Source organism: Coriobacteriaceae bacterium (genome assembly GCA_025757745.1).
In the GTDB taxonomy this organism is placed as follows: Bacteria; Actinomycetota; Coriobacteriia; order Coriobacteriales; family Coriobacteriaceae; genus Collinsella.
In genome coordinates this window covers 219555-240393 of sequence record CP107217.1, presented here as the reverse complement: position 1 = coordinate 240393, position 20839 = coordinate 219555, and the positions used below count along the sequence as shown (strand labels likewise).

General features: G+C 61.2%; 15 protein-coding genes. 4 read left to right on the top strand and 11 right to left on the bottom strand.

What is annotated here, in order from left to right; genetic code table 11:
* Positions 1-273: 273 nt before the first annotated feature.
* On the bottom strand, positions 274-2574 hold the full coding sequence (locus OGM60_00940; GenBank protein ID UYI99388.1) for a hydratase: 2301 nt from the start codon (positions 2572-2574) through the stop codon (positions 274-276).
* 195 nt (positions 2575-2769) lie between these two features.
* Here OGM60_00940 and OGM60_00935 point away from each other — a divergent pair, with 195 nt between their 5' ends.
* Positions 2770-2940, top strand: coding sequence for a hypothetical protein (locus OGM60_00935; GenBank protein ID UYI99387.1), 171 nt, complete (start codon positions 2770-2772; stop codon positions 2938-2940).
* Positions 2941-2999: 59 nt separating this feature from the next.
* Here the strand turns inward: OGM60_00935 and OGM60_00930 are convergent, their stop codons facing one another.
* From OGM60_00930 to dnaK, 4 genes are all read right to left on the bottom strand, one after another.
* A complete protein-coding gene (locus OGM60_00930) occupies positions 3000-3416 on the bottom strand; it encodes a helix-turn-helix transcriptional regulator (protein UYI99386.1) in 417 nt (138 codons plus the stop codon).
* 72 nt (positions 3417-3488) lie between these two features.
* Complete coding sequence (locus OGM60_00925) at positions 3489-4454, bottom strand: DnaJ domain-containing protein (GenBank protein UYI99385.1); 966 nt, start codon at positions 4452-4454, stop codon at positions 3489-3491.
* A gap of 108 nt (positions 4455-4562) precedes the next feature.
* The gene (locus tag OGM60_00920) at positions 4563-5405 is read right to left on the bottom strand and encodes a nucleotide exchange factor GrpE (protein UYI99384.1); all 843 of its coding nucleotides are present in this window, start codon (positions 5403-5405) and stop codon (positions 4563-4565) included.
* A 2-nt stretch (positions 5406-5407) separates the two neighbouring features.
* The gene (gene dnaK, locus OGM60_00915) at positions 5408-7300 is read right to left on the bottom strand and encodes a molecular chaperone DnaK (protein UYI99383.1); all 1893 of its coding nucleotides are present in this window, start codon (positions 7298-7300) and stop codon (positions 5408-5410) included.
* Positions 7301-7844: 544 nt separating this feature from the next.
* Here dnaK and OGM60_00910 point away from each other — a divergent pair.
* Complete coding sequence (locus OGM60_00910; GenBank protein UYI99382.1) at positions 7845-8030, top strand: 4Fe-4S binding protein; 186 nt, start codon at positions 7845-7847, stop codon at positions 8028-8030.
* A 142-nt stretch (positions 8031-8172) separates the two neighbouring features.
* Here OGM60_00910 and OGM60_00905 read toward each other — a convergent pair whose 3' ends face one another.
* From OGM60_00905 to OGM60_00880, 6 genes are all read right to left on the bottom strand, one after another.
* Positions 8173-8718, bottom strand: coding sequence for a transcription repressor NadR (locus tag OGM60_00905; protein ID UYI99381.1), 546 nt, complete (start codon positions 8716-8718; stop codon positions 8173-8175).
* Positions 8718-9578: a carboxylating nicotinate-nucleotide diphosphorylase gene (nadC, locus tag OGM60_00900; protein UYI99380.1), complete on the bottom strand. Its 861-nt coding sequence runs from the start codon at positions 9576-9578 to the stop codon at positions 8718-8720. The genes OGM60_00905 and nadC overlap by 1 nt, the downstream gene beginning before the upstream one ends.
* Positions 9579-9581: 3 nt before the next feature.
* Positions 9582-10958: an FAD-binding protein gene (locus OGM60_00895; GenBank protein UYI99379.1), complete on the bottom strand. Its 1377-nt coding sequence runs from the start codon at positions 10956-10958 to the stop codon at positions 9582-9584.
* 56 nt (positions 10959-11014) lie between these two features.
* Positions 11015-12040 (bottom strand): quinolinate synthase NadA, encoded by a 1026-nt coding sequence (nadA, locus tag OGM60_00890; protein ID UYI99378.1) that lies wholly within the window; start codon positions 12038-12040, stop codon positions 11015-11017.
* Positions 12041-12305: 265 nt separating this feature from the next.
* Positions 12306-16289: a hypothetical protein gene (locus OGM60_00885; GenBank protein UYI99377.1), complete on the bottom strand. Its 3984-nt coding sequence runs from the start codon at positions 16287-16289 to the stop codon at positions 12306-12308.
* A complete protein-coding gene (locus OGM60_00880) occupies positions 16286-18532 on the bottom strand; it encodes a hypothetical protein (GenBank protein UYI99376.1) in 2247 nt (748 codons plus the stop codon). The genes OGM60_00885 and OGM60_00880 overlap by 4 nt, the downstream gene beginning before the upstream one ends.
* 241 nt (positions 18533-18773) lie before the next feature.
* Between OGM60_00880 and OGM60_00875 the strand changes: the two genes are divergently transcribed.
* Positions 18774-19496, top strand: coding sequence for a LytTR family DNA-binding domain-containing protein (locus OGM60_00875; protein UYI99375.1), 723 nt, complete (start codon positions 18774-18776; stop codon positions 19494-19496).
* Complete coding sequence (locus OGM60_00870) at positions 19496-20773, top strand: ATP-binding protein (protein ID UYI99374.1); 1278 nt, start codon at positions 19496-19498, stop codon at positions 20771-20773. Before OGM60_00875 ends, OGM60_00870 begins: the two co-directional genes overlap by 1 nt.
* The last annotated feature ends 66 nt before the right edge of the window (positions 20774-20839 follow it).

Sequence of the window (20839 nt, the reverse complement as noted above, 5' to 3'; positions counted from 1 at the left end):
TAAATCTGTAACAACTACTCGGCAAATAAGGGTCTACCTGTTACAGAACGAGACAAACCGCGGACCACCACAAAGGCGCCTGCCCCTTCGTGGTGGTTTTCGACAAAAAGAAGCCGCCCCGATAACAGAGGCGGCATCAAACAAATCTATTTATTAGCGTCCCTCAAGACCCAACGAGAACGTCGCGGTAGCCCCGGCCACACCTTTCCCTCGGGCGACCCTCGCGAAGCGCGTGAGCACGAGGGAAAGGTGTGGCCGGGGCGTACAGCAGAGTTACTCGGCAGCGGCCTTGAACTTGTTGTAGTTGATCAGGCAGCCGGCCTTGACGATGGCACGCTCCTCTGCCGTCATATCGGCAATGTAGAGCTTAATCTGCTCGACCGCACCGTCGGCACGTACCACGTAGGCGGCGATGTTCTTCAGGTCGCCATCGAGCGCGGCGCGGATACCCGGCACAAAGACGTAGTCGCCTACCTCAAAGTTGGGCTCGGCCTCCATCTGGAAGGGCACCATGCCCCAGTTCATCACGTTGGAGCGATAGCGCTTGGTGGCGTACTCGTGGACGATGTTGGCCAGGCCGCCAATCACGCGCTGGCAGTTCGCGGCCTGCTCGCGGGCAGAGCCGTCACCCGGCTTCTTGGCATAGAGCATGGAGCCGTACTCGGTCGCCTTGGCATCGGCCGCGACACCCGCGCCTGCCAGCGCCTCAAACACGCTGGCAAGCTCGGCATCGAGTGCTGCCAGGTCACCCGCGAACTCACCGGCCACGCGGCGCTTCTCCACCGCGTCGACCTCCTTGGAGCGGCCCACGTAGGCCGGGTCGCGGCGGCTGAGCGTAAACTCGGCCAGACCCAGCGGGTTGGAGCGGAAGGAGCTCGTCTCGCCCGAGGGAATGAGCTCGTCGGTCGTAGTGACCGGGTCCATGATCTTGGAGCACACCTTGAGCAGGATGTCATCGCCGAGGGGCTCCATCGCGGGCCACGGCTTGATGTTGGGACCCTCGACCAGCTCGTCGGCAGGCTCCGCCTTGCCAAAGCCCCAGTACACGCGCTTTTTGTACGGCGCGTCGTCAAAGGTGTACTCGCAGGCCTCGTCCCAAGTCTCCTCGGGCAGGTCGGTCGCCGGCGTCAGGACGCCGCCGTTGGCAGCCGTCGCCGCAATGGAGCGGGCATCCATCAGGGCCACGGCGCTCAGCTGGCCATTACCCGGCTTGGAACCCTCGCGGTTGGGGAAATTGCGCGTGGTGTGGCGGATGGACAGGCCGTTGTTGGCAGGCGTGTCACCGGCACCAAAGCACGGGCCGCAGAACGCCGTGCGCACGATCGCGCCGGCCTCCATAAGGTCGTAGATATAGCCGCGGCGTGTAAGCTCGAGCGCCACGGGCTGGCTTGTGGGATAGACCGACAGCGAGAACTCGCCGCAGCCGGTGTTAGCGCCCTTGAGCACGCGGGCAGCCTGGACCACGGAGTCGTAGTTGCCGCCCGAGCAGCCGGCAATAACGCCCTGCTGCACGTGCAGCTTGCCGTCGACGATCTTGTCGAGCAGGCTAAAGTGCGTCTTGCCCTCGCCGATCTTGGCAGCCTCGAGCTCCACCTCGTGCAGGATGTCCTCGAGATTCTCGTTGAGCTCGTCAATCTCGAAGCCGTTGGAAGGATGGAACGGCAGCGCGATCATGGGCTTGACGCTCGACAGATCGACCTCGACGCAGCCGTCGTAGTAGGCAACATCGGCGGGCTTGAGCTCGCGGTAGTCGTCGCCGCGGCCGTGCATGGTCAAAAACGCGTGTGTGTCCTCGTCGGTAGCCCAGATGCTCGACAGGCAGGTGGTCTCGGTGGTCATGACATCGACGCCGTTGCGGTAGTCAGTCGTCATACTCGCGATGCCGGGGCCCACAAACTCCATGACCTTGTTCTTAACGTAGCCCTTGGCAAAGACGGCGCGGATGATGGCGAGCGCCACATCGTGCGGGCCGACGCCGGGGCGCGGGGCGCCCGTGAGGTAGATGGCGACGACGCCGGGATAGGCAACGTCGTAGGTGTCGCGCAGCAGCTGCTTTGCCAGCTCGCCTCCGCCCTCGCCCACGGCCATGGTGCCCAGGGCGCCATAGCGGGTGTGCGAGTCGGAACCCAGGATCATCTTGCCGCAACCGGCGAAGTTCTCACGCATAAAGGAGTGGATGACGGCGATGTGCGGCGGAACGAAGATGCCGCCGTACTTCTTGGCCGCGGAAAGGCCAAAGACGTGGTCGTCCTCGTTGATGGTGCCGCCCACGGCGCACAGCGAGTTATGGCAGTTGGTGAGCACGTAAGGCAGCGGGAACTGCTCCATGCCCGAGGCACGCGCCGTCTGGATGATGCCGACAAAGGTGATGTCATGGCTCGCCATGGCATCGAAGCGAATCTTGAGCGCCTCGGGATCTCCGGACGTATTGTGTGCCTGGAGGATCGAATACGCGATAGTGCCACGCTTGGCATCCTCGGGCGTCTGCGTAATACCGCGCTCGGCGGCCTCGGCCGCAGGCACAACCTCGCTGCCGTCGCGCAGGTAGATGCCGTCCTCGTACAGCTTGACCATACTGTCTCCCACTCTGCCCAAAAGATTTGGGCGCATAGCATACATTCGTTCAATATCGTGCCATAGAACGGTTGCGAGTGGGTTACGAATCTGCACGTTCACTTTATCTCGGTAAAGTAAAGGACGAGCCCAGTGTGGGCCGGAAGATTTGGTGCAAGAGCGTCCCTTTCGACTAGTCATTTAAGAACGTCCCCAATGACTACCCATAACAACGCCGATGTTTTGGCGCGGACAGCGAAAGCCCACCAGAGCGAGCAAGGTGCCTTGAAACAAGGCGGCATTGATCTTCTGATCATGCCGCCGAAGTTGAAAGGCAGATTGCCGCTCTGGCGGGCTTGCAGCGTCGACCGGTCCGCCGTTCGTTAGAACGGCGGAACCAAAGGCGCAGCGTCGAGCCGTTACGCCGTTCGGCAGAACGGCGTAACCTACAGATCCCCGCCGGCGCCCAGCAGCTTGCGCATGACCTGTTCGGGGTTGACTGAGCCGTCGCGCGGGGCCAGGGCGGTAATCTTCTTCTGCATCTTGTACTCGTGCAGCTCGTCCTCGAGCTGGCGCACGCGGGCGCGGAGCTTCTCGTTTTCGCGCTCACGCTCCTCGGCACGCTCCTTCATATCGAGAATACGCACCACGCCGGCAAGGTTGATGCCCTCGTCGGTCAGCTGGTTAATGAGCTCCAGGCGCTCGATATCGGCACGCGAATACAGACGCGTGTTGCCGCCCGAGCGCTGGGGATTCACCAGGCCCTTGGACTCGTAGACGCGCAGAGTCTGCGGATGCATGCCGGTCAGCTCGGCCGCCACGCTGATCATGTACAGCGGTTTGTTCCTATTGTCCTCGGCCATGCTACCTGACCCCTTTCCGTCTCGTTATCGTCCATCATAAGCCCGCGGGCGTGGGCGTGTGCCACGACCGCCCTAGTACGTCGCCTTGTAACGGTTGACCTTCTCGCGGTAGTCGCGCGTGTCGGCCTCGCGCAGCTTGGTCATGGCATCGCGCTCGTCGTCGGACAGGTTCGTGGGGACCTGTACCTTGATCTCGACGAGCAGCGCGCCCGTACGGCCACGGTGCTTAACGTCGGGCGCGCCCATCTCCTTAAAGCGGAACTTCTTGCCTGTCTGGGTACCCGCGGGCACCTTCAGACGAACCGTCGCACCGCCGGGCGTCGGCACGTCCACCGTACAGCCGAGCGCCGCCTCGTAGACCGAGACCGGTACCTCCATGGTCACGTCGGCGCCCTTGCGCTTAAACAGCGGGTGCTCCTCCACGTGCGTGGTCACGACCAGGTCGCCGCGCTCGCCACCCGCAACGCCATACTCGCCGCGACGCTTGTAGCGCAGCTTGCCGCCGTCGACCGCGCCCGCAGGCACCGAGACCGTAATGGTCTGCTGCTCGCCTGTCGAGGGAATGCGATAGGTGACCTTGTGCGTCACGCCGCGGAACGCGTCCTCGGCCGAAACATCGACGGTCAGCGACAGGTCGCCGCCCTTGCGAGCACGGCTGCGGCCCGCGCCGGCACCGGCAGCGCCCGCAGCCCCGGCAAAGCCCGAGCCCCAATCGCTGCCCCAAGCACCGTTGCCGCTAAAGATGCTGTCGAAGATATCGCCCCAGCCGCTGGCGCCCGCGCCGGCACCGTAGCCGCCGCCATACGCGCCGCCCGCGCCCGGCATGCCGCCAAACATGAGCATCTGGTCGTACTCTTTGCGCTTCTTCTCGTCCGAAAGCGTCTCGTAGGCCTCGCTGATCTCCTTAAACTTGGCCTCGTCGCCGCCGGCATCGGGGTGATATTTTTGCGCGAGCTTGCGAAACGCACTCTTAATCTCTTTGTCGGAGGCGCTCTTGGATACGCCCAGGATGTCATAGAAGGTTTTGCCTGCAGCCATCGTAGCTCCTCTCCTGTTATATCCGCCGCCCCTGCGGACGGCGGCTCATACTGTCATATGGCACTAGGCCAGAAAGGGCCCCGGGTGTTGCCCCGGGGCCCTTCTCAATTACTCCTCGGTGCTCTCGGCCGTATCGGCCGTAGCATCCTCGGGCGCCGCTTCGGGCTCCGGTGCGGGGCGCTTCTCGCCACCGTAGGTCACCGTCACCATCGCGGAGCGCAGGATACGATCCGCCATGCGGTAGCCCTTCTGGTACACATCGTTGACGGTCTCGTCATACTGCGATGCGTCCTCGACGCGACCCACAGCCTGGTGCTCGAGCGGATCGAACGCCTCGCCCTTGGGGTCGATGGGCTCAACGCCCTCGTGCGCAAACACGTCGAGCAGCTTGGCATGTACCGCGTCAACGCCATCGACGAACTGCTTAAAGTCGTCGGAAAGCTCCTGGCTGCGGGCATGGTCGATCGCGCGCTCGATATCGTCGATCACCGGCAACAGCGCGGTGACAAGCTTCTCGGTCGCGCGCTCGCGCTCGGCGATGCGCTCGTTGGCGGTGCGGCGACGGAAGTTCTCCCAGTCGGCCTGCAGACGAGCGGTTCGCTCGGTAGCGTCCTTCGCCTTGTCCTCGGCGGCCTTCTGGGCCTCTGCCGCAGCATCGAGCTCATTGCGCACGTCGGCAAGCTCCTTTTGGGCCTGCTCGAACTTGAGCTTAAAGTCGTTGTCGGCGGCTTCCTCACCGGCGCGGATAGCGGCTTCCACCATCTCGTCCTCGGTCATCGTCGCCTCCTTGTTGGAATCCTCTACCTGGTTCTCGGCAGCCTCGGCGGCCGGGGCCTCGTTGGCCTCGGTATCGTCTGCGGCCTCTACGGGAATCTTCACGTCCTTCTCCTCAGAGTCAACGGGGGCGGCGCCAGCGGCAGCCGCCTCCGTGCGAGCTTTACGGGCGGACATGATTACTTGTCCTCGTCGTCCACAACCTCGTAGTCGGCGTCGACAACGTCATCGTCGGCAGGCTGGGCACCGGCGGCACCGTCGGTCTGCTGCTGAGCGTCGGCGTAGACAACCTGGGCCAGCTCGTAGGCCACGGACTGCAGGGACTCGCCGGCGGCCTTGATGGCCTCGACGTCAGAGCCCTCGAGCGCCTTCTTGGCGTCGGCGATAGCGGCCTCGGCCTTGGACTTCACGTCAGCGGAAACCTTGTCGCCCAGCTCGTTGAGGGTCTGCTCGGTGGAGTAGCACAGGCTGTCGGTCTGGTTGCGGACCTCGACCTCTTCCTTCTGCTTCTTGTCCTCCTCGGCATGAGCCTCGGCGTCCTTGACCATACGATCGACTTCGTCGTCGGACAGAGCGGTGGAGCCGGAAATGGTAATCTGCTGCTCCTTGCCGGTGCCCTTGTCCTTAGCGGAGACCTTGACGATGCCGTTGGCGTCGATGTCGAAGGTGACCTCGATCTGCGGCACGCCGCGGCGGGCAGCCGGGATACCGGTCAGCTGGAACTTACCGAGCGACTTGTTGTCGCGGGCAAGCTCGCGCTCTCCCTGGAGCACGTTGATCTCGACGCTGGTCTGGTTGTCGGCAGCGGTGGAGTAGACCTCGGTCTTGGAGGTCGGGATCGTGGTGTTGCGGTCGATCATCTTGGTCATGATGCCGCCCATGGTCTCGACGCCCAGCGACAGCGGGGTAACGTCGAGCAGCAGGATGCCCTCGACGTCGCCGGTGAGCACGCCGCCCTGGACGGCAGCGCCGTCGGCAACGACCTCGTCGGGGTTCACGGACATGTTGGGCTGCTTGCCGGTCATGGTCTTGACGAGCTCCTGGACGGCGGGCATACGGGTGGAGCCGCCGACGAGGATGACCTCGGTCAGATCGGAGAGCTTGAGCTTGGCGTCGCGCAGGGCGTTGGTGACAGGCTGCTTGCAACGCTCGAGCAGGTCGCGGGTGATCTTCTCGAACTCGGCGCGGGTCAGCGTGTAGTTGAGGTGCAGCGGGCCGGACTGGTTCATGGTAATGAACGGCAGGTTGATGGTGGTCTGCTGGGCGGCGGAGAGCTCCTTCTTGGCGTTCTCGGCGGCCTCCTTCAGACGCTGCAGGGCCATGGGGTCCTGACGCAGGTCGACACCGTTCTCCTGCTGGAACTTATCGGCCATCCAGTCGATGACGCGCTGATCCCAGTCGTCGCCGCCCAGGTGGTTGTCGCCCGAGGTGGACAGAACCTCAAACACGCCGTCGGCGAGGTCGAGGATGGAGACATCGAAGGTACCGCCGCCCAGGTCGAAGACCAGGATGCGCTGGTCGGTGCCCTGCTTATCCAGGCCATAGGCCAAAGCAGCAGCGGTCGGCTCGTTCACGATACGCTTGACGTTGAGGCCGGCGATCTTACCGGCGTCCTTGGTGGCCTGACGCTGGGCGTCGTTGAAGTAGGCCGGGACGGTGATGACGGCGTCGGTGACGGTCTCGCCCAGATACTTCTCGGCGTCGGCCTTCATCTTTGCGAGCGTCATGGCGCTCACCTGCTCGGCGGTGTAGTCCTTGCCCTCGATGTCGACGACAGCACGGCCACCCTGGCCCTCCTTGACCTCATACGGCACGGTCTTGATCTCGGAGGTGCACTCGGAGTACTTGCGGCCCATGAAGCGCTTGATGGAGAACACGGTGTTCTTGGGGTTGGTGACAGCCTGGTTCTTAGCGGCCTTACCCACGACGCGGTCGCCGTCGGCACGGAAGCCCACGACGGACGGGGTGGTGCGGTCGCCCTCGGCGTTCACGATAATGGTCGGAGAACCGCCCTCGAGAACGGCCATTGCGGAGTTAGTAGTACCAAGGTCGATACCAAGAATCTTGCCCATTAGAAATTCCCTCTCTCTTGTGCGTTTGCACCGACTCGGCGGTCTGCCGCGCGGTGTTTCGGCTTGTCTTTCAGGATGTAGTGTATCCCCTTATGGGCCGGAATATACAAAATCTAAGTCAATTCATATAAGATTTCTTATTGCTGAGAGTTTAGGTTCACAAATGCGCAGGTAGACGCACTGATTGAGTTCTCGGCAAATCTATCGAGATCTATGTAGAGATGGCTGAGGTTTGGGCCCGAGGCCGCATGGGGTGGCTTGAGGCGACCCCGGGGGAAAGCGCGACCCGTTTCGAGCGTCGATTCCGGGACACGCTTTCCAAAAGCGCGCTCAATCGCTCAATATTTCAAGTCACCTTTAGCTAACATTTGCGCAGCTCAACGGCCCCACCTGCACGTTTTTTAGTAAACCTTGGCATACTCGGCGAACGGTATGAAGATGCCGGCCAGAGGGTATTGCAAACGGTCGCTCCCGTGGTATGTTTTTGCCCGAATCAAACCGGCGCGCATCGTCTGTAGCGTCGGTCAACAGAGAGGAAACTACCATGGCTCATCCCGTAATTGATGCCGACGAGTGCATCGCTTGTGGCGTTTGCGTCGACACCTGCCCCGCTGGCGTTCTGGAGCTCCAGGACGTCGCCACCGTCGCTGACGAGGACTCCTGCGTCGCCTGTGGCGCTTGCCAGGACGCTTGCCCCGCTGGCGCGATCACCGAGATCGTCGAGGAGTAACAACTCCCCCGCTTGCACACTCAAAAGTACACCGTGCACAAAAAGGAGGCCTCCGCATCGCCGCGGAGGCCTCCTTTTGTTTGTGAGGATAACTAATTTGGCACCGCCGCAGATTGCCGCTTAGGAGCGTTTGCAGCGTCGGCTAAGAGAGATCGTCCTCGTAGGGCATTAGATCTGCCAAGTAGCCTTTCTCTTTGAGCATGGCCTCGATCTCGTCGAGGGTTTGCTCGTCATCTGCCGCAATGCGATGGAAGTGATAGCCACTCGTCACCGTTAATAGCGGAAAGCTCTTGCCGCTCTCGATATCGTGCAGGTAGCGCTCAACATCGCGACGATTGCGAATGTCCAAGTCGGCCGTGATCTTACCGTACACGCGGTGATTGACGATCACGTTGAGCACGGCGCCACCGGCGTCGACGATGCTCGTGAGCTCATCGCCTGCCTGCTCCACGCTGTGGCGAACCTTGACCAAGCGCGTGGGCACGGCGGGGCTGCTGGGGGCCTCCTGCAGCACATAACCACGGTTGGTTGCCACGATATCGTGCCCATCGGCACGCAGCAGGGCAATATCCTGCACCACGACCTGACGGCTCACGCCCACCTCGCGGGCAAGCGCACTGCCCGAAACGGGCCCCGTGGCTCCCTCGAGCACGCCCATGATGGCACGGCGACGCTCGCGGGCGTCCATTATTTACCGTCCAGCAGACGCAGGTGCTTAAGCGAAAGGTCGAGAATCGGCGCAGAGTGCGTCAACGCCCCCGAGCTAATAAAGTCAACGCCCAGGTCGGCGAGCGCGCGGATATTGCTGGCGTCCACGTTGCCCGAGCACTCGGTCTTGGCGCGGCCGTCGATAAGCTCAATCGCGGCAGCCATGTCGTCGTGGGTCATGTTGTCGAACATGATGATGTCGGCGCCGGCTTCCACGGCCTCGCGCACCATATCCAGGTTCTCGCACTCAATCTCGACCGTCGTGGTAAACGACGCATGGGCGCGCGCCATCTCAATCGCGCGCGCCACGCCACCGGCGGCGTCGATGTGGTTGTCCTTGAGCATGACAGCCGTCGACAGGTTATAGCGGTGGTTGCTGCCACCGCCGATCTCGACCGCGGCCTTCTCGAAGACACGCATGCCCGGCGTGGTCTTGCGCGTGTCGACAAGCACGGTCTTGGTGCCCTCGAGCGCAGCCGCCATCCGATGCGTGTAAGTTGCGATGCCGCTCATGCGCTGCAGGTAGTTGAGCGCCACGCGCTCGCCCGAAAGCAGCACGCGCGCGTCGCCGCGCACCTGGCCCACGTGGTCGCCGGCGTGCACCTCGTCACCGTCGGCAGCATCAAACAGCACCGAGCTCTGCGAATCCAGCAGCTCAAAGGTGCGAGCGAACACGTCCAGACCGGCGATAATGCCGTCGGCCTTGGCGATGAGCTCAACGGTAGCGGGGCGCGCCGTGGGGCACACGCTCACCGTACTCACGTCCTCAAACGTGATGTCCTCGCGCAGAGCCTGCAAAATCAGGTCATCGACGACGAGCTTCATAGTAATGGGATTCATGGTCTACTCCTCCACGGCCTGCGTGCCGGCGGCACGGGCCAAATCATCGATTGCAAGGGCATCGGCGCTCAGGGCGCGGTGGCGCCCGTCAAGCGCGGGCTCACCGGCCTGCTCCACGGCTAGCGACTCGCCGGTGCGCATATACCACGCGGCGCGGCGGCCCCAAACCAGAGACTCGAGCAGGCTGTTAGAAGCCAGGCGGTTCTTGCCGTGCACGCCATTGCAGGCCGTCTCGCCGGCGGCGTAGAGTTCGGGCATCGAAGTGTGGCCGTCCTTGTCGACCCATACGCCGCCCATAAAGTAGTGCTGCGTGGGTGTGACGGGAATGGGCTCGTCCAAGATGTCGCGGCCGTCCTCCAGGCAGCGCGCGCGGATATTGGCAAAGTGCCCGGTCACCACGTCGCGCTCGACGGGAGCAAAGCTCAGCCACTCGTGCTCGGTGCCGTCCTGCTTCATCTGCTCGCGAATAGCGGCGGCGACAACGTCGCGCGGCTGCAGTTCGTCGGTAAAGCGCTCACCGGCGGCGTTGAGCAGAATCGCGCCCTCGCCGCGGCAGCTCTCGCTGATCAGGAAGGTGCGGCCCGGCTGCGGCGAAAACAGTCCCGTGGGATGAATCTGCACGTAGTCCAGGTGCTCCATCGTGATGCCGTGCTCCTGCGCGATGTAGCAGGCATCGCCTGTGAGCTGCGGGTAGTTGGTCGAATGGTCGTATACGCCGCCGATGCCGCCCGTCGCCCACAGCGTGTGGCGGGCATGAATCTTAAACGGCTCGCCAGCATGCACGCCCTCGGCGGCATTTGCCAGCTCGTCGGCGGGACGAACTGAGTTGCCCTCGTCCACGGAAACGGCGACGACACCGGTGCACACCGTGGCGCCATCGCGCTCGCCCGTCAGGATGTCGGTCATGGCCACGTGCTCCAAAATCTGCACGTTGTCCAGCTTGCGAACGGCCTGGAGCAGCTTGGTTGTGATCTCCTTGCCCGTAATATCGGCATGGAAGGCAATGCGCGGGCGGCTGTGCGCGCCCTCGCGGGTAAAGTCGAGGCTGCCGTCGGCCTTGCGCTCAAAGTCCACGCCCATGGCCAGCAGGTCGTTGATGACCGAGCGGCTTGAGCGGATCATGATGTCGACGCTCTCGCGGCGGTTCTCGTAATGGCCGGCGTGCATGGTGTCCTCAAAGAAGGCATCGTAGTCAGAACCCTCGGGTAGTACGCAGATGCCGCCCTGCGCGAGCATCGAGTCGCACTCGTCGACCGCGCCCTTGGAGAGCATGATCACGCGCGTGCTCGTCGGCAGATTGAGAGCCGCATACAGGCCTGCCACGCCGCAACCGGCAATGACGACGTCGCACTCCATATCGGGGTATTGTTTGGTTTCCACAGGAATCCTCTCCCTTGTAATGTGGCATAAGGGATGGTCCCTCATGTCACATTGGCTTAGCGCGCCGCGTACTCGAGCATGCGGTCGAGCGTGAGCTTGGCCTGATCGGCGGCCTCGTCCGACACGCCAATCTGCACCTCGCCCTCGCCCGTCTCCAGGCAGTGCACGAGCTTTTCGAGCGTGATGAGATCCATGTTGACACAGGTGGGCTGCACCGCAGGGAAGTAGAACTTCTTGCCGGTGCCCTGGCAGCGGCGCTCAAGTTCGTAGAGCACGCCGCGGACCGTCACGATGATGAACTCGCTCGCGTCCGACTCCTCGGCATATTTGATGATGCCGGCAGTGGAGCCGATGTAGTCGGCCTCGGCCAGGACGTCGGCCTTGCACTCGGGGTGCGCCAGCACGAGCGCGTCGGGATGCGCCTCCTGTGCATCGACAATCTGCTCGACGGTAATAATGTGATGACGCGGGCAGTAGCCATTGTTGAGGATGACGTGCTTTTGCGGCACCTGCTCGGCTACGAAGCGGCCCAGGTTTTGATCGGGGATGAACAGGACGTGTTGCTGCGGCAGCTCGGAGACGATCTTGACGGCGTTGGAGCTGGTAACGCACACGTCACTCCAGCTCTTGATCTCGACCGTCGAGTTGACGTAGCAGACCACGGCAAGGTCGTCGCCGTACTCGGTGCGCGCCGCGTCGACCGTCTCGCGCTTGACCATGTGAGCCATGGGGCAGTCCGCGCCCGGCTCGGGCAGCAGCACGGTCTTGGTGGGATTGAGCAGCTTGGCGCTCTCGCCCATAAACTCCACACCACACAGCACGATGGTCTGCTGCGGCAGGCTCTTGGCGAGCTTTGCCAGGTAGAAGCTGTCGCCGACGTAATCGGCAACGGCTTGGACCTCGGGCGCCACATAGTAGTGCGCCAGGATCACCGCGTCACGTTGAGTTTTTAGTTGCTGAATGGCCTCGACGAGCTCTGTGGGCACCAGTGCCGCGCGCTCCGTTGCCGTCGTTGCCGATGCTAGGCCGGCCGCGATATCGCGTGCAAGCTCCGACGCATCCATGTTCGCGCTCTGTGCCATCAAGGCCCCTCTCTTTTGGCGAATCTTGGAGCTTTAGTATGACACCTGGCTTTACAGCTGACAAGACAGCTGTAAAGCCAGGTGTAAAGTTGAAATAAAGATTCAATCATGCGGCAGGTCCATTTTCGAACTGGCAAGCTGAGGATAGTCGAAAATGGACCTGCCGCACGGTTCGAGCGGCCCGTTTTGCCTTGGCCCAAGAGGCGGTGGGCATAGAAGCGGGTCCGGATCGCTCGATCCGGACCCGCTGGGAACTGGCATGCAGTTAAGCGCGGCGCTTCATGGCCCACGCCAGCAGCAGAGCTGCCACACCGACTGCGAGTACGGCACCAGCCATGACATACGTGCTGTCGCCGGACTCAGGCAACGTCTCCTTGCCAGCCTTCTTCTTAGGCTTGGAAGTCGTAGTCGTGGTCGTAGTAGTCGTAGTGGTCTGGCCAGGAGCGGGCTTGGCAGCCTCGGCGACCGTAAAGGTCGTCTCGGCCGTGCCCGTGGTCGAGACCACGCTCAGCGTGTGCTCGCCCACGCCGAGCGTATTCAGGAAGCTCGCCTTGAGCGTCACAATCGTGGAGCCCTCTGTGAGCTCGTAGTTCTCGCGCGCGACCTCCTTGCCGTCAACCAGCACCTTCCGGAAGAACTCGAGCGGCGCGCTCGAGCGGAAGGTCAGGTCCTTGGCGGCCTCGACCACCATCGTCTGACCCTTGCCGTCGGTGATCTCGGGCGCCAGAATCGCGATCTCCTCAGTCTTGCCCTTCTCGTGGCAGACGGTGCACTCCTGATGCTTCTCACCCTTGGCCTCGACCGTCGCCGGCCAGTCGACGACCCACTCAAAGGTGTGCTCCGCCTTGTCGATGATGTCGCCGCAGCGGCAGACATGCCAATGATTCTTGGCATCGTGCGCCCAGCCCGTGCCGTCGGACTCGTGCTTGAGGACACCCTCGACCGTCACATTCACGTCGCCCTCGACATCCTTGAGCTCATAGGTGCCCTTGTCGGAGAGCTCGATGGCCTTACCATCGACCTTGACGGCGTAGCCCTTGCCCGCAAAGTACGCGCTGTCGATGCTCACGGTAAGCGTTGCGGAGCCGTGCCAGTCGAGCTCGGTTGCCGTCGCGGCAAGCGTGTAGCCCTGCTGGTTAGTCGGCAGCGCCACGACCAGCTTGCGGCCGGCAGCCACGGTGATCTCGGTAGCAGAGGAGGCATCGTAGTTGGCCTTGGCCTGGTAGCGCACCTCGTACACGCCGGCGGCGAGATCCTTGAGCTCGGTCACGCCCTCGCCCACGGCCTGGTACTCGGCGGCACCCTTGGCGCGCCACTCCATCGTCGCGTTGACGCCCGCGATCTTGCCGTCGTGCCTGCCGCTCACGGTCTCGGCCTCGGCCTGGACCTTCGGCGCGTCCTGGGCGGCCTTCTTGATGGAGAACTCGCAGGTCAAGCCATCGGCGGGCAGCGCGTAGTTGCCCGCTGCCTTGCCCGTCAGCGCGGTGAGGGTCGCCTTATAAGAGGTGCCGACCTCGGTCTGAGAGCCCTCGACGGTCGCGCCGAGGTCATCATTGCCGATAACATTGCCGAGCGTGGCCACAGGGCAGTGCTCCTTGCCGTCATAGGTGAACTCGGTGGTGCCCCACGTCACAGTGAGCAGACGCTGGTTGATGGTGAACGCGCCATCGACGAACGTGATGCTGTAGTTGGGGTTTGCACCCTCGGGCTGCGTCAGCTGCAGAGCATAGCCGCCCTCGCGCACGTTGTCGTCATCTTCGCGCTCGATCTCAATACCCTGAAGGCTCTCACCCTCGACAAGCTCGCCGGATGTGATCGTCCACGTAAACACGGGGTCGGCCTCGCCATAGGTCTTGGAGGCATCGTCGGCCGCAACCGTGATCGGGCACGGCTTGACCTCGAGCGTGACCTCGCCCTCGGCGGTCGTACCGTCGATCGTCACCTTATAGGAAACAGTCAGTGTGCCAACGTCGCGGATCTTGGGGGCCTCGGAGGACCAGTTCTTGCCGTCGGTGCTGTACTGGGCCGTCGCGCCCTCGGGCAGTCTCGTCGCATCGACCGTATGATACGCACCGTCGTACTCGTCGGAGTAGCCAGCGATAGCGGCAGCCGGAATCTCGACTGCAGGCAACGCATGTCCACAGACCGTGCACTGCTGATGCTTGGAGCCAGCCTCGGTTGCCGTGGGCGCCTTGTCGACAACCCACTCAAAGGTGTGCGCAGCCTCGTCGATCTTCTCGCCGCAGGTGCACTCGTGCCAGTGCGCGTTATCGTCGGAGAGCCACTTATCGTTCACGGCCTCGTGCTTGTGCACACCCTCGACCGTTACCCTCACGTCGCCCTCGACGTCCTGGACGGTGAACTCGCCGCGTTCGTTGGGCGTCACGGCGCCTCCGTTGACCTTGACGACATAGGTGAGGGAGTCGGCAAAGTAGCCATCCTCGATGCTGATAGTGAGGGTGGCAGAGCCATGCCAGTCGAGCTCGGTCGCGTCAGCCGTGAGCGTGTAGCCCGTCTGCTCGGCCGGCAGCGTTACCTTGAGCTTGCGGCCAGCGGCAATCGTAACGGTAACGATCTCGGAGGCTTCGTAATTCGTCGTCGCCCCGTAGCACAGGCGATAGGAACCGGGCGCAAGATTCTCAAGCTTGTCGCCATCGGCCAGATCACTTGTCTTGATGAACATCATCTGCTTGCTAGGCTTACCCAGCTGCATCGACGTATCGACACCTTCAATCGTGCCGTCGTGTTTGCCGCTCACGGTCTCCGCCGTCGCCTTTACATTGGGAGCGCTGTCTCGTTTGGCCTTGGCGATAGCGTACTTGCACTCGATGCCCGACGGCTTGCGGTAATTAGCGAGAACCTTATCCTCACCGACGAGCCCAGTCACCTTCGCCGTATACATACCGGCATTTACCTTTGCGGCGTCAACGACCTTGAGAGACACGTCGTCGTTGTTAACCAGATTGGTTATCTCTGCCGTAGGGCCCTGTTCTTGGCCGTTGTAAACGTATTGTCCAACCGTCCACTTCACATCGATAGTACGGCGCGTAATGGTGAACTCGCCCGCCTCAAACGTAATGTCGTAATTAGCGTTGGCGCCCTCTTTCTGAGAAGCCGTCACCTTGTACGTCTTATAACCGGTCAGAACACTCTCGCCCTCATCACGCTTATACGTAATATCAGAAAGCGTATCGCCCTCCATAAGAGAGCCGGCCGTCACTTCATAGGTAAAGTCGGGATCCGGGTCGCCATACGTTTTAGATGCGGCAGCAGGCGCCACCGTGATCGCAAGCGGCGTCACCTCGAGCGTCACCTGACCCTTGATGTCGGAAGCACCAGAGGTGGTCACCTTATAGTCGACAGTGGTCTTGCCGACGTTTTTGATTGTGGGAGCATCCGTTTTCCACGTGACGCCACCGTCGATGCTGAACTGAGCCGTCGCGTCATCCTTAAGGTCAACGCTCACGGCATGCTCGTTGCCGTCATACACGCCGACATAACCGCCGATGCACGCCGGAGGAATCTCCTCCTCGCGCAGGACATAGCCGCACGTGGAGCATTGATACCGCTTTAGACCGGGCTTCTCGGTGGTGGGAGCCTTAACTTCCTCCCAAGAGAAGACATGCGTGTCTTCGTTGAGCTTCTTGCCGCATCGACACACCTGCCAGTGAGCGCCATTCGAACCCTCGGTCTTATACCAAGTACCGTCAGCGGACGCGCAAGGACCCTCCGCAATTTCGAAGACGTTAGCCCCCGAAGCGTAGTGGTTGTTGTCCGCTTTGAAGCGCACCTCATACTTTCCGGCAGGCAGTCCATCGACCGAAGTTTTACCGGCACCGATGGACTCCCAGTATGTGTCCCCGTATTTTCTCCACTCATAGGTCTTATTCAAGTTGGAGAGCGACCCATCCTCGAGCAAATGCGCACTTTGGTCCTTGACCTTGACACCCGTGCCTTCGCTAGCGATATAACGCCACGGAACAGGCTGCCTGGCCGGCGTGATCTTGATTTCAACCGACCCGCTCTTTGTCACATAGTCTTTCGCGGTGATGCGGTAATCGACCGTTACGGAGCAGATCTCGCCCTTACGGTTACGCTGAACGTCCGTATAGCTCTTCGCCTCCGTTGTCCAGCTGTCGCCCTCATCAAAGCTGTACTCGATCGTCATGTCGGCAGGGGCATTTGACACCGAAATGTTGACGCCGTGAGGCTGTCCGTCGTAGACGCCCTCGAATCCCTCTGCCGTCACGTTCTCAAACTGCGTACCTGTGATGGTCCAGTTTGCGTATGCCGAACCCGTATAGTTACCCGTACCCTTGATATAGATCTGATAGTACGGGAAGTAGGAATTGGAGCTGGGGGGGGATCGATCGCGCTCACTGTGCTATACGTCGAATCGCCGTCAATCACGTAGTCATTGTCCTTGACAAAGTACGACCAGCTTTGAGAGCCGTAGTTATAAATCTTGACAGAGAAACTGGGCTTGATCGTCTTACCCGTCCACGGGTACGCACGGGCTTTCTCACCATCAACCGTGGTGTCTGTTCCGCCGTCATTGAATTCAAACGTGAGTCCGCTGACCTTGCTCAACTCCAGCGGTCTTATTTGGAACTCGCGAGCAAGCGTCAGGTCGCCCTCCTGGCCCTTGACCTTAACCGTAGACTCGATACGGTAAATCCCCGCATCGGTAGGAACATGCTCCAGCGCCTCGCCCGCGCTGTCGCCCCACTTCGTAAGCTTGTAATACCTAGAGCCGGAGATATAGACGTCGCCCTTCGAGACGATATCGTCCCTAGCATAGCCGTCCTTATTCGACATCATCAGCGTTGGAGTGACTTCTCCGCCGCTGTATGTAACGCCCAGCTTTCCCTTATCCGGCGTTGCCCCATCGATACCCAGCTCGACGGCATAGCCATTTTTGTAGCTGCAATCGCTCGGGCGCATCTTGCCGGAGCAGGTGACCTTCAGCTGATATGAGCTGTTGGCAGCCTTTTCCACCGACCACACATGTTCGTGCGGCAGGCGCGAGGCGTACACATATCCGTCGTCTGTCCTTCCGATGCCAACGCTCGGGTCGTCCGTAGTAACACGAGCGCGCAGGTCGCTCTCTTCGATGCCGCAGGTGCCAAGCTTCCACTGCGTGCCTGCATAGGCGCCCAGCTGATCGTCCTTGAGCGACAGCTGGACCTTACCCGTGAAGGTGTCGGCAATGTTCAGTTTGCCGTAGTAATTAATCCCCGGCGTGTCAAGCGCAAGGCCTCGGGCGCCCTTCTCGCCGTTAGTTGTAATGGTCGTATTGCCAGCAAGCGTCACCGTTCCGCGGGCATACACAGTGTTTCGACGCGTGTTCGCATCGGAATGGTAGTACGTGCCCTCTGCATAAGTGTCGCTCACCTGCGTATTGTTGAGCGTGCATGTCGAATTTTTAGCCACCGCAATTGCGCTCGTCATAACCATATCTTGCGTATAGTTCGCCGCTTCTTGCGTCGATGTGATGGTGCAACCGTTCAGCGTAATGTCCGCATTATTGACAACAATGTTGCCAGCATGGGTATGCTCATTTTTATCCTGCACGTTAAGTTCTTTGCACCAGATCGATTCTTGTTGATTGTTCTTGAAGGTGCAGTTGTTGAGCACAACCTTGGGCCTGCACCCACGGCCTACGACGCTTAGCGCACCAGCGCAGTCATCTTCATTATCCGTAAATTCACAGTTGCTAAACGCGACGTCCAAACTCTTTGCACCGTTCGCCGAGCTGAGAATCGTTACCGGAGCCGGAGAGGCTTCATATTCTGTTGCGATGTTGCTGTACGCGTGACTGCTGCCATAAGTCGCACCGTTCGGCGTGCAATCCCATTTGCTGACCTTGACATTGTCGAAGGTCGCGGTTTCGCCATCGACCATCGTGCCGTACAGCGCAATTGGCCTTTTAGACACCCCTGAGCCTACCGTTATAAGCTCGATGCCGGAAACCTTAAGGTTCAGGCTGTTGGGGACCCTGTTTTTATCGGCACCATCGCCGTAACCGTCTTTTCTGCCGGCATTGTCGGACAAAAAGCTCTTGCCGTTGCAATAGACGGGAGTCCTGCCATTCCCGTTGGTTCCAATGAACTCGATATAGCCGCCGTCAAGCACAAAGAGCTCGTCGTAGCCGCTGCCTCTTTTGTCCTTAATGGAACCAGGCCAGTGACCAACACTTGCATTCCCGGTGAGATAGATGCGCGTCGGATCTTGCTCGGTACCGCCCTTTACGACGTAATGGTTGATCTTGATCTCTCCACCGACAACGTAATCCTCACCCGCCTCGAGCGTCACCGTGTCGGCAACGTAGGGGTTGGTGCTCTCTGTTTGGGCTATCTTCACATTCGAAGGAATATCCGCCGTAGTCGCCGCCTCAGCCACCCCCGGCGTCGCCACAAGCGCGCATGCTACGGTGGCGATGCCCAGCAGACGCGTCAACACAGTGCGCATCCCCATCTTCTTCTCCCTCATCATAGCTCCCCTTACCCCTATGCTTTCGCAATGTTCGTTATCGCTTGGCGCTGGCGGTCGGCATGGTCCCCGACCGGCCGCCAGCATCTGTTGACATGTTTATCCACGGATTATTTTGCTGCTGCACTTTCTAACGCCCTGCCGCTTGGCGCGAGTTGCACGCCTTGGGGCGCAAATGGAACACGCCTCCGCGGGCGGCGCGCACCCAATGTGGCAAAATCGAACTACTAAGGGGGCTCGAATGCTCAAGATTATCGCCTGCGACGACGACGTCGCTTTTCTAGATAGACTGCACCGGATGATCGACCGCTGGTCGACCGAGACGAGCACGGCAGTCGACGTTGCGCTCGTCACGCGCGGCGAGGACCTGCTGGCCCGCCATGCCGCATCGCGTGCCGACATCATTCTGCTCGACATGATCATGCCGCTCGTCAACGGCATGGACACCGCGCGGGAGCTGCGCCAATCTGACACCGCCGTGCGACTGGTGTTCCTCACCTCATCGCCCGAGTTCGCGCTGGAGTCCTATGAGGTCCGTGCCTTCGACTACCTGCTCAAGCCCGTAACGTACGAACGCCTGGCGCAACTGCTCGACGAGCTTTCGAGCATGCGACCCGCCGTGACCGATGAGCTCGTAACCAAAACGTCCTTTGGCTACCACGCCCTGCGCCTGTCCGATATCGAATATGCCGAGGCCCGCAACAAGCACGTGGTATTCCACCTGCGCGACGGGCGCGATATCGAGGCGCTTGAGCCGTTCCGCAACATCGAGGACCAGCTAGCCAAAAACGCAAGCTTCTTTAAATGTCACCGTAGCTACCAGGTCAACCTGCGCAATATCGACCACTTCAACCGCACGGATATCGTCATGCGCTCGGGCGCTTGCATCCCGCTGGCGCGCAGCTGCAAGCAGGGTTTCCAGGATGCCTACTTTGCGGCACGGTTCGAGGGCGGGAGGCGCTAATGCTCCCCACGGCCGAGATGGTACTTTGGGCAATTCACCACGCAACAACCCTGCTTTTTGGCGTTTTTGCCTCGGCGGCGCTCTGCGGTATCGAGATCAACCGGCGTCATGCGCTTGAGCTGGTGATGGTCGGCGCCGTAACCGGATGCGCATTCGGCCTCGCCAATGCCGTCGGCGGCGAGCTTTTCGCCCGTCAGGTATATCCACTCGTCGTGCATCTGCCGCTCGTCATCTATCTGTGCGCGCGCTATCGCCTGAGCCCGCTGCTCGTTATGCTGGGCGTCACCAGTGCTTATCTGAGCTGCCAGTTCAGCAACTGGATGGGCATCGCCGCGCTCGCCGCCACCGACTCGCAAATCGCGTACTACGCGGCACGCATTATCACCACGGCCGTCGTCTTTGCGATCCTGCTGCATTGGGCAAGCGACATCGGTCCGCGCCTGGCGGTCAAAACCCCCACCGAGCTCGAGATTCTGCTCATCCTGCCGCTCGTCTATTACATCTTTGACTACGCCACCAACGTCTACACCACGCTGTTCCACTCGGGCTCGGTGGTGACGGTTGAGTTTTTGGCATTTGCGCTCTGTGCCTTCTATCTTATGTTTCTTGCCGTTTACCTGCGCGAATACGAAGAAAAGGAAACCGCCGAGCGAGAGCGCTGGATGCTCGAAACCCGCGACAGCGCCGCCATCAAAGAACTCGAGGCTTGGCGTCAATCTGGGCGCGAGCTGTCGATTCTTCGCCGCGATATGCGCCACTTCCTACGCGGCCTGGCCGCTTTAATTGAGGAGGGCCACACCGACGAGGCGCTCAAACGCATCGACGAGCTCTGCGAAGCCGGCGACCGCACCGCCGTACGCCGCTTCTGCGCCAACGAGACCGTAAACATTGCGCTTTCATCATTTAACTCGGATATCAATAGAAACGGCATTACCGCCAACTTGCGCGCCGCCGTACCCGAAACCATCCATGTAGGTGACGCCGACCTGTTTAGCGTGCTCTCAAATGCCTTGGAAAACGCTATCACCGCCGCAAGCGCCGCACCCCAAGGAAAGCGATTCGTCGACCTTGACCTGCGACTTGAGGACGGCCAGCTGTTACTGTTAGTCTCCAACACGTTTGACCGCGCGCCGCGCATGGTCGACGGCATGCCCGTGACCCAGCATGCGGGCCACGGCTTTGGCACCAAGAGCATCAAACTTGCCGTGGAGCGTATGAACGGCAACTGCCAGTTCCGCATTAACGGCGATCGGTTTGAGCTGCGCGCTGTGATGTAAGGGCGCGGGCGCGACGGATTTGCGTTCCGCGGGTACGGCTCGCCCGCTCGGGGTCGTTTGTCGACG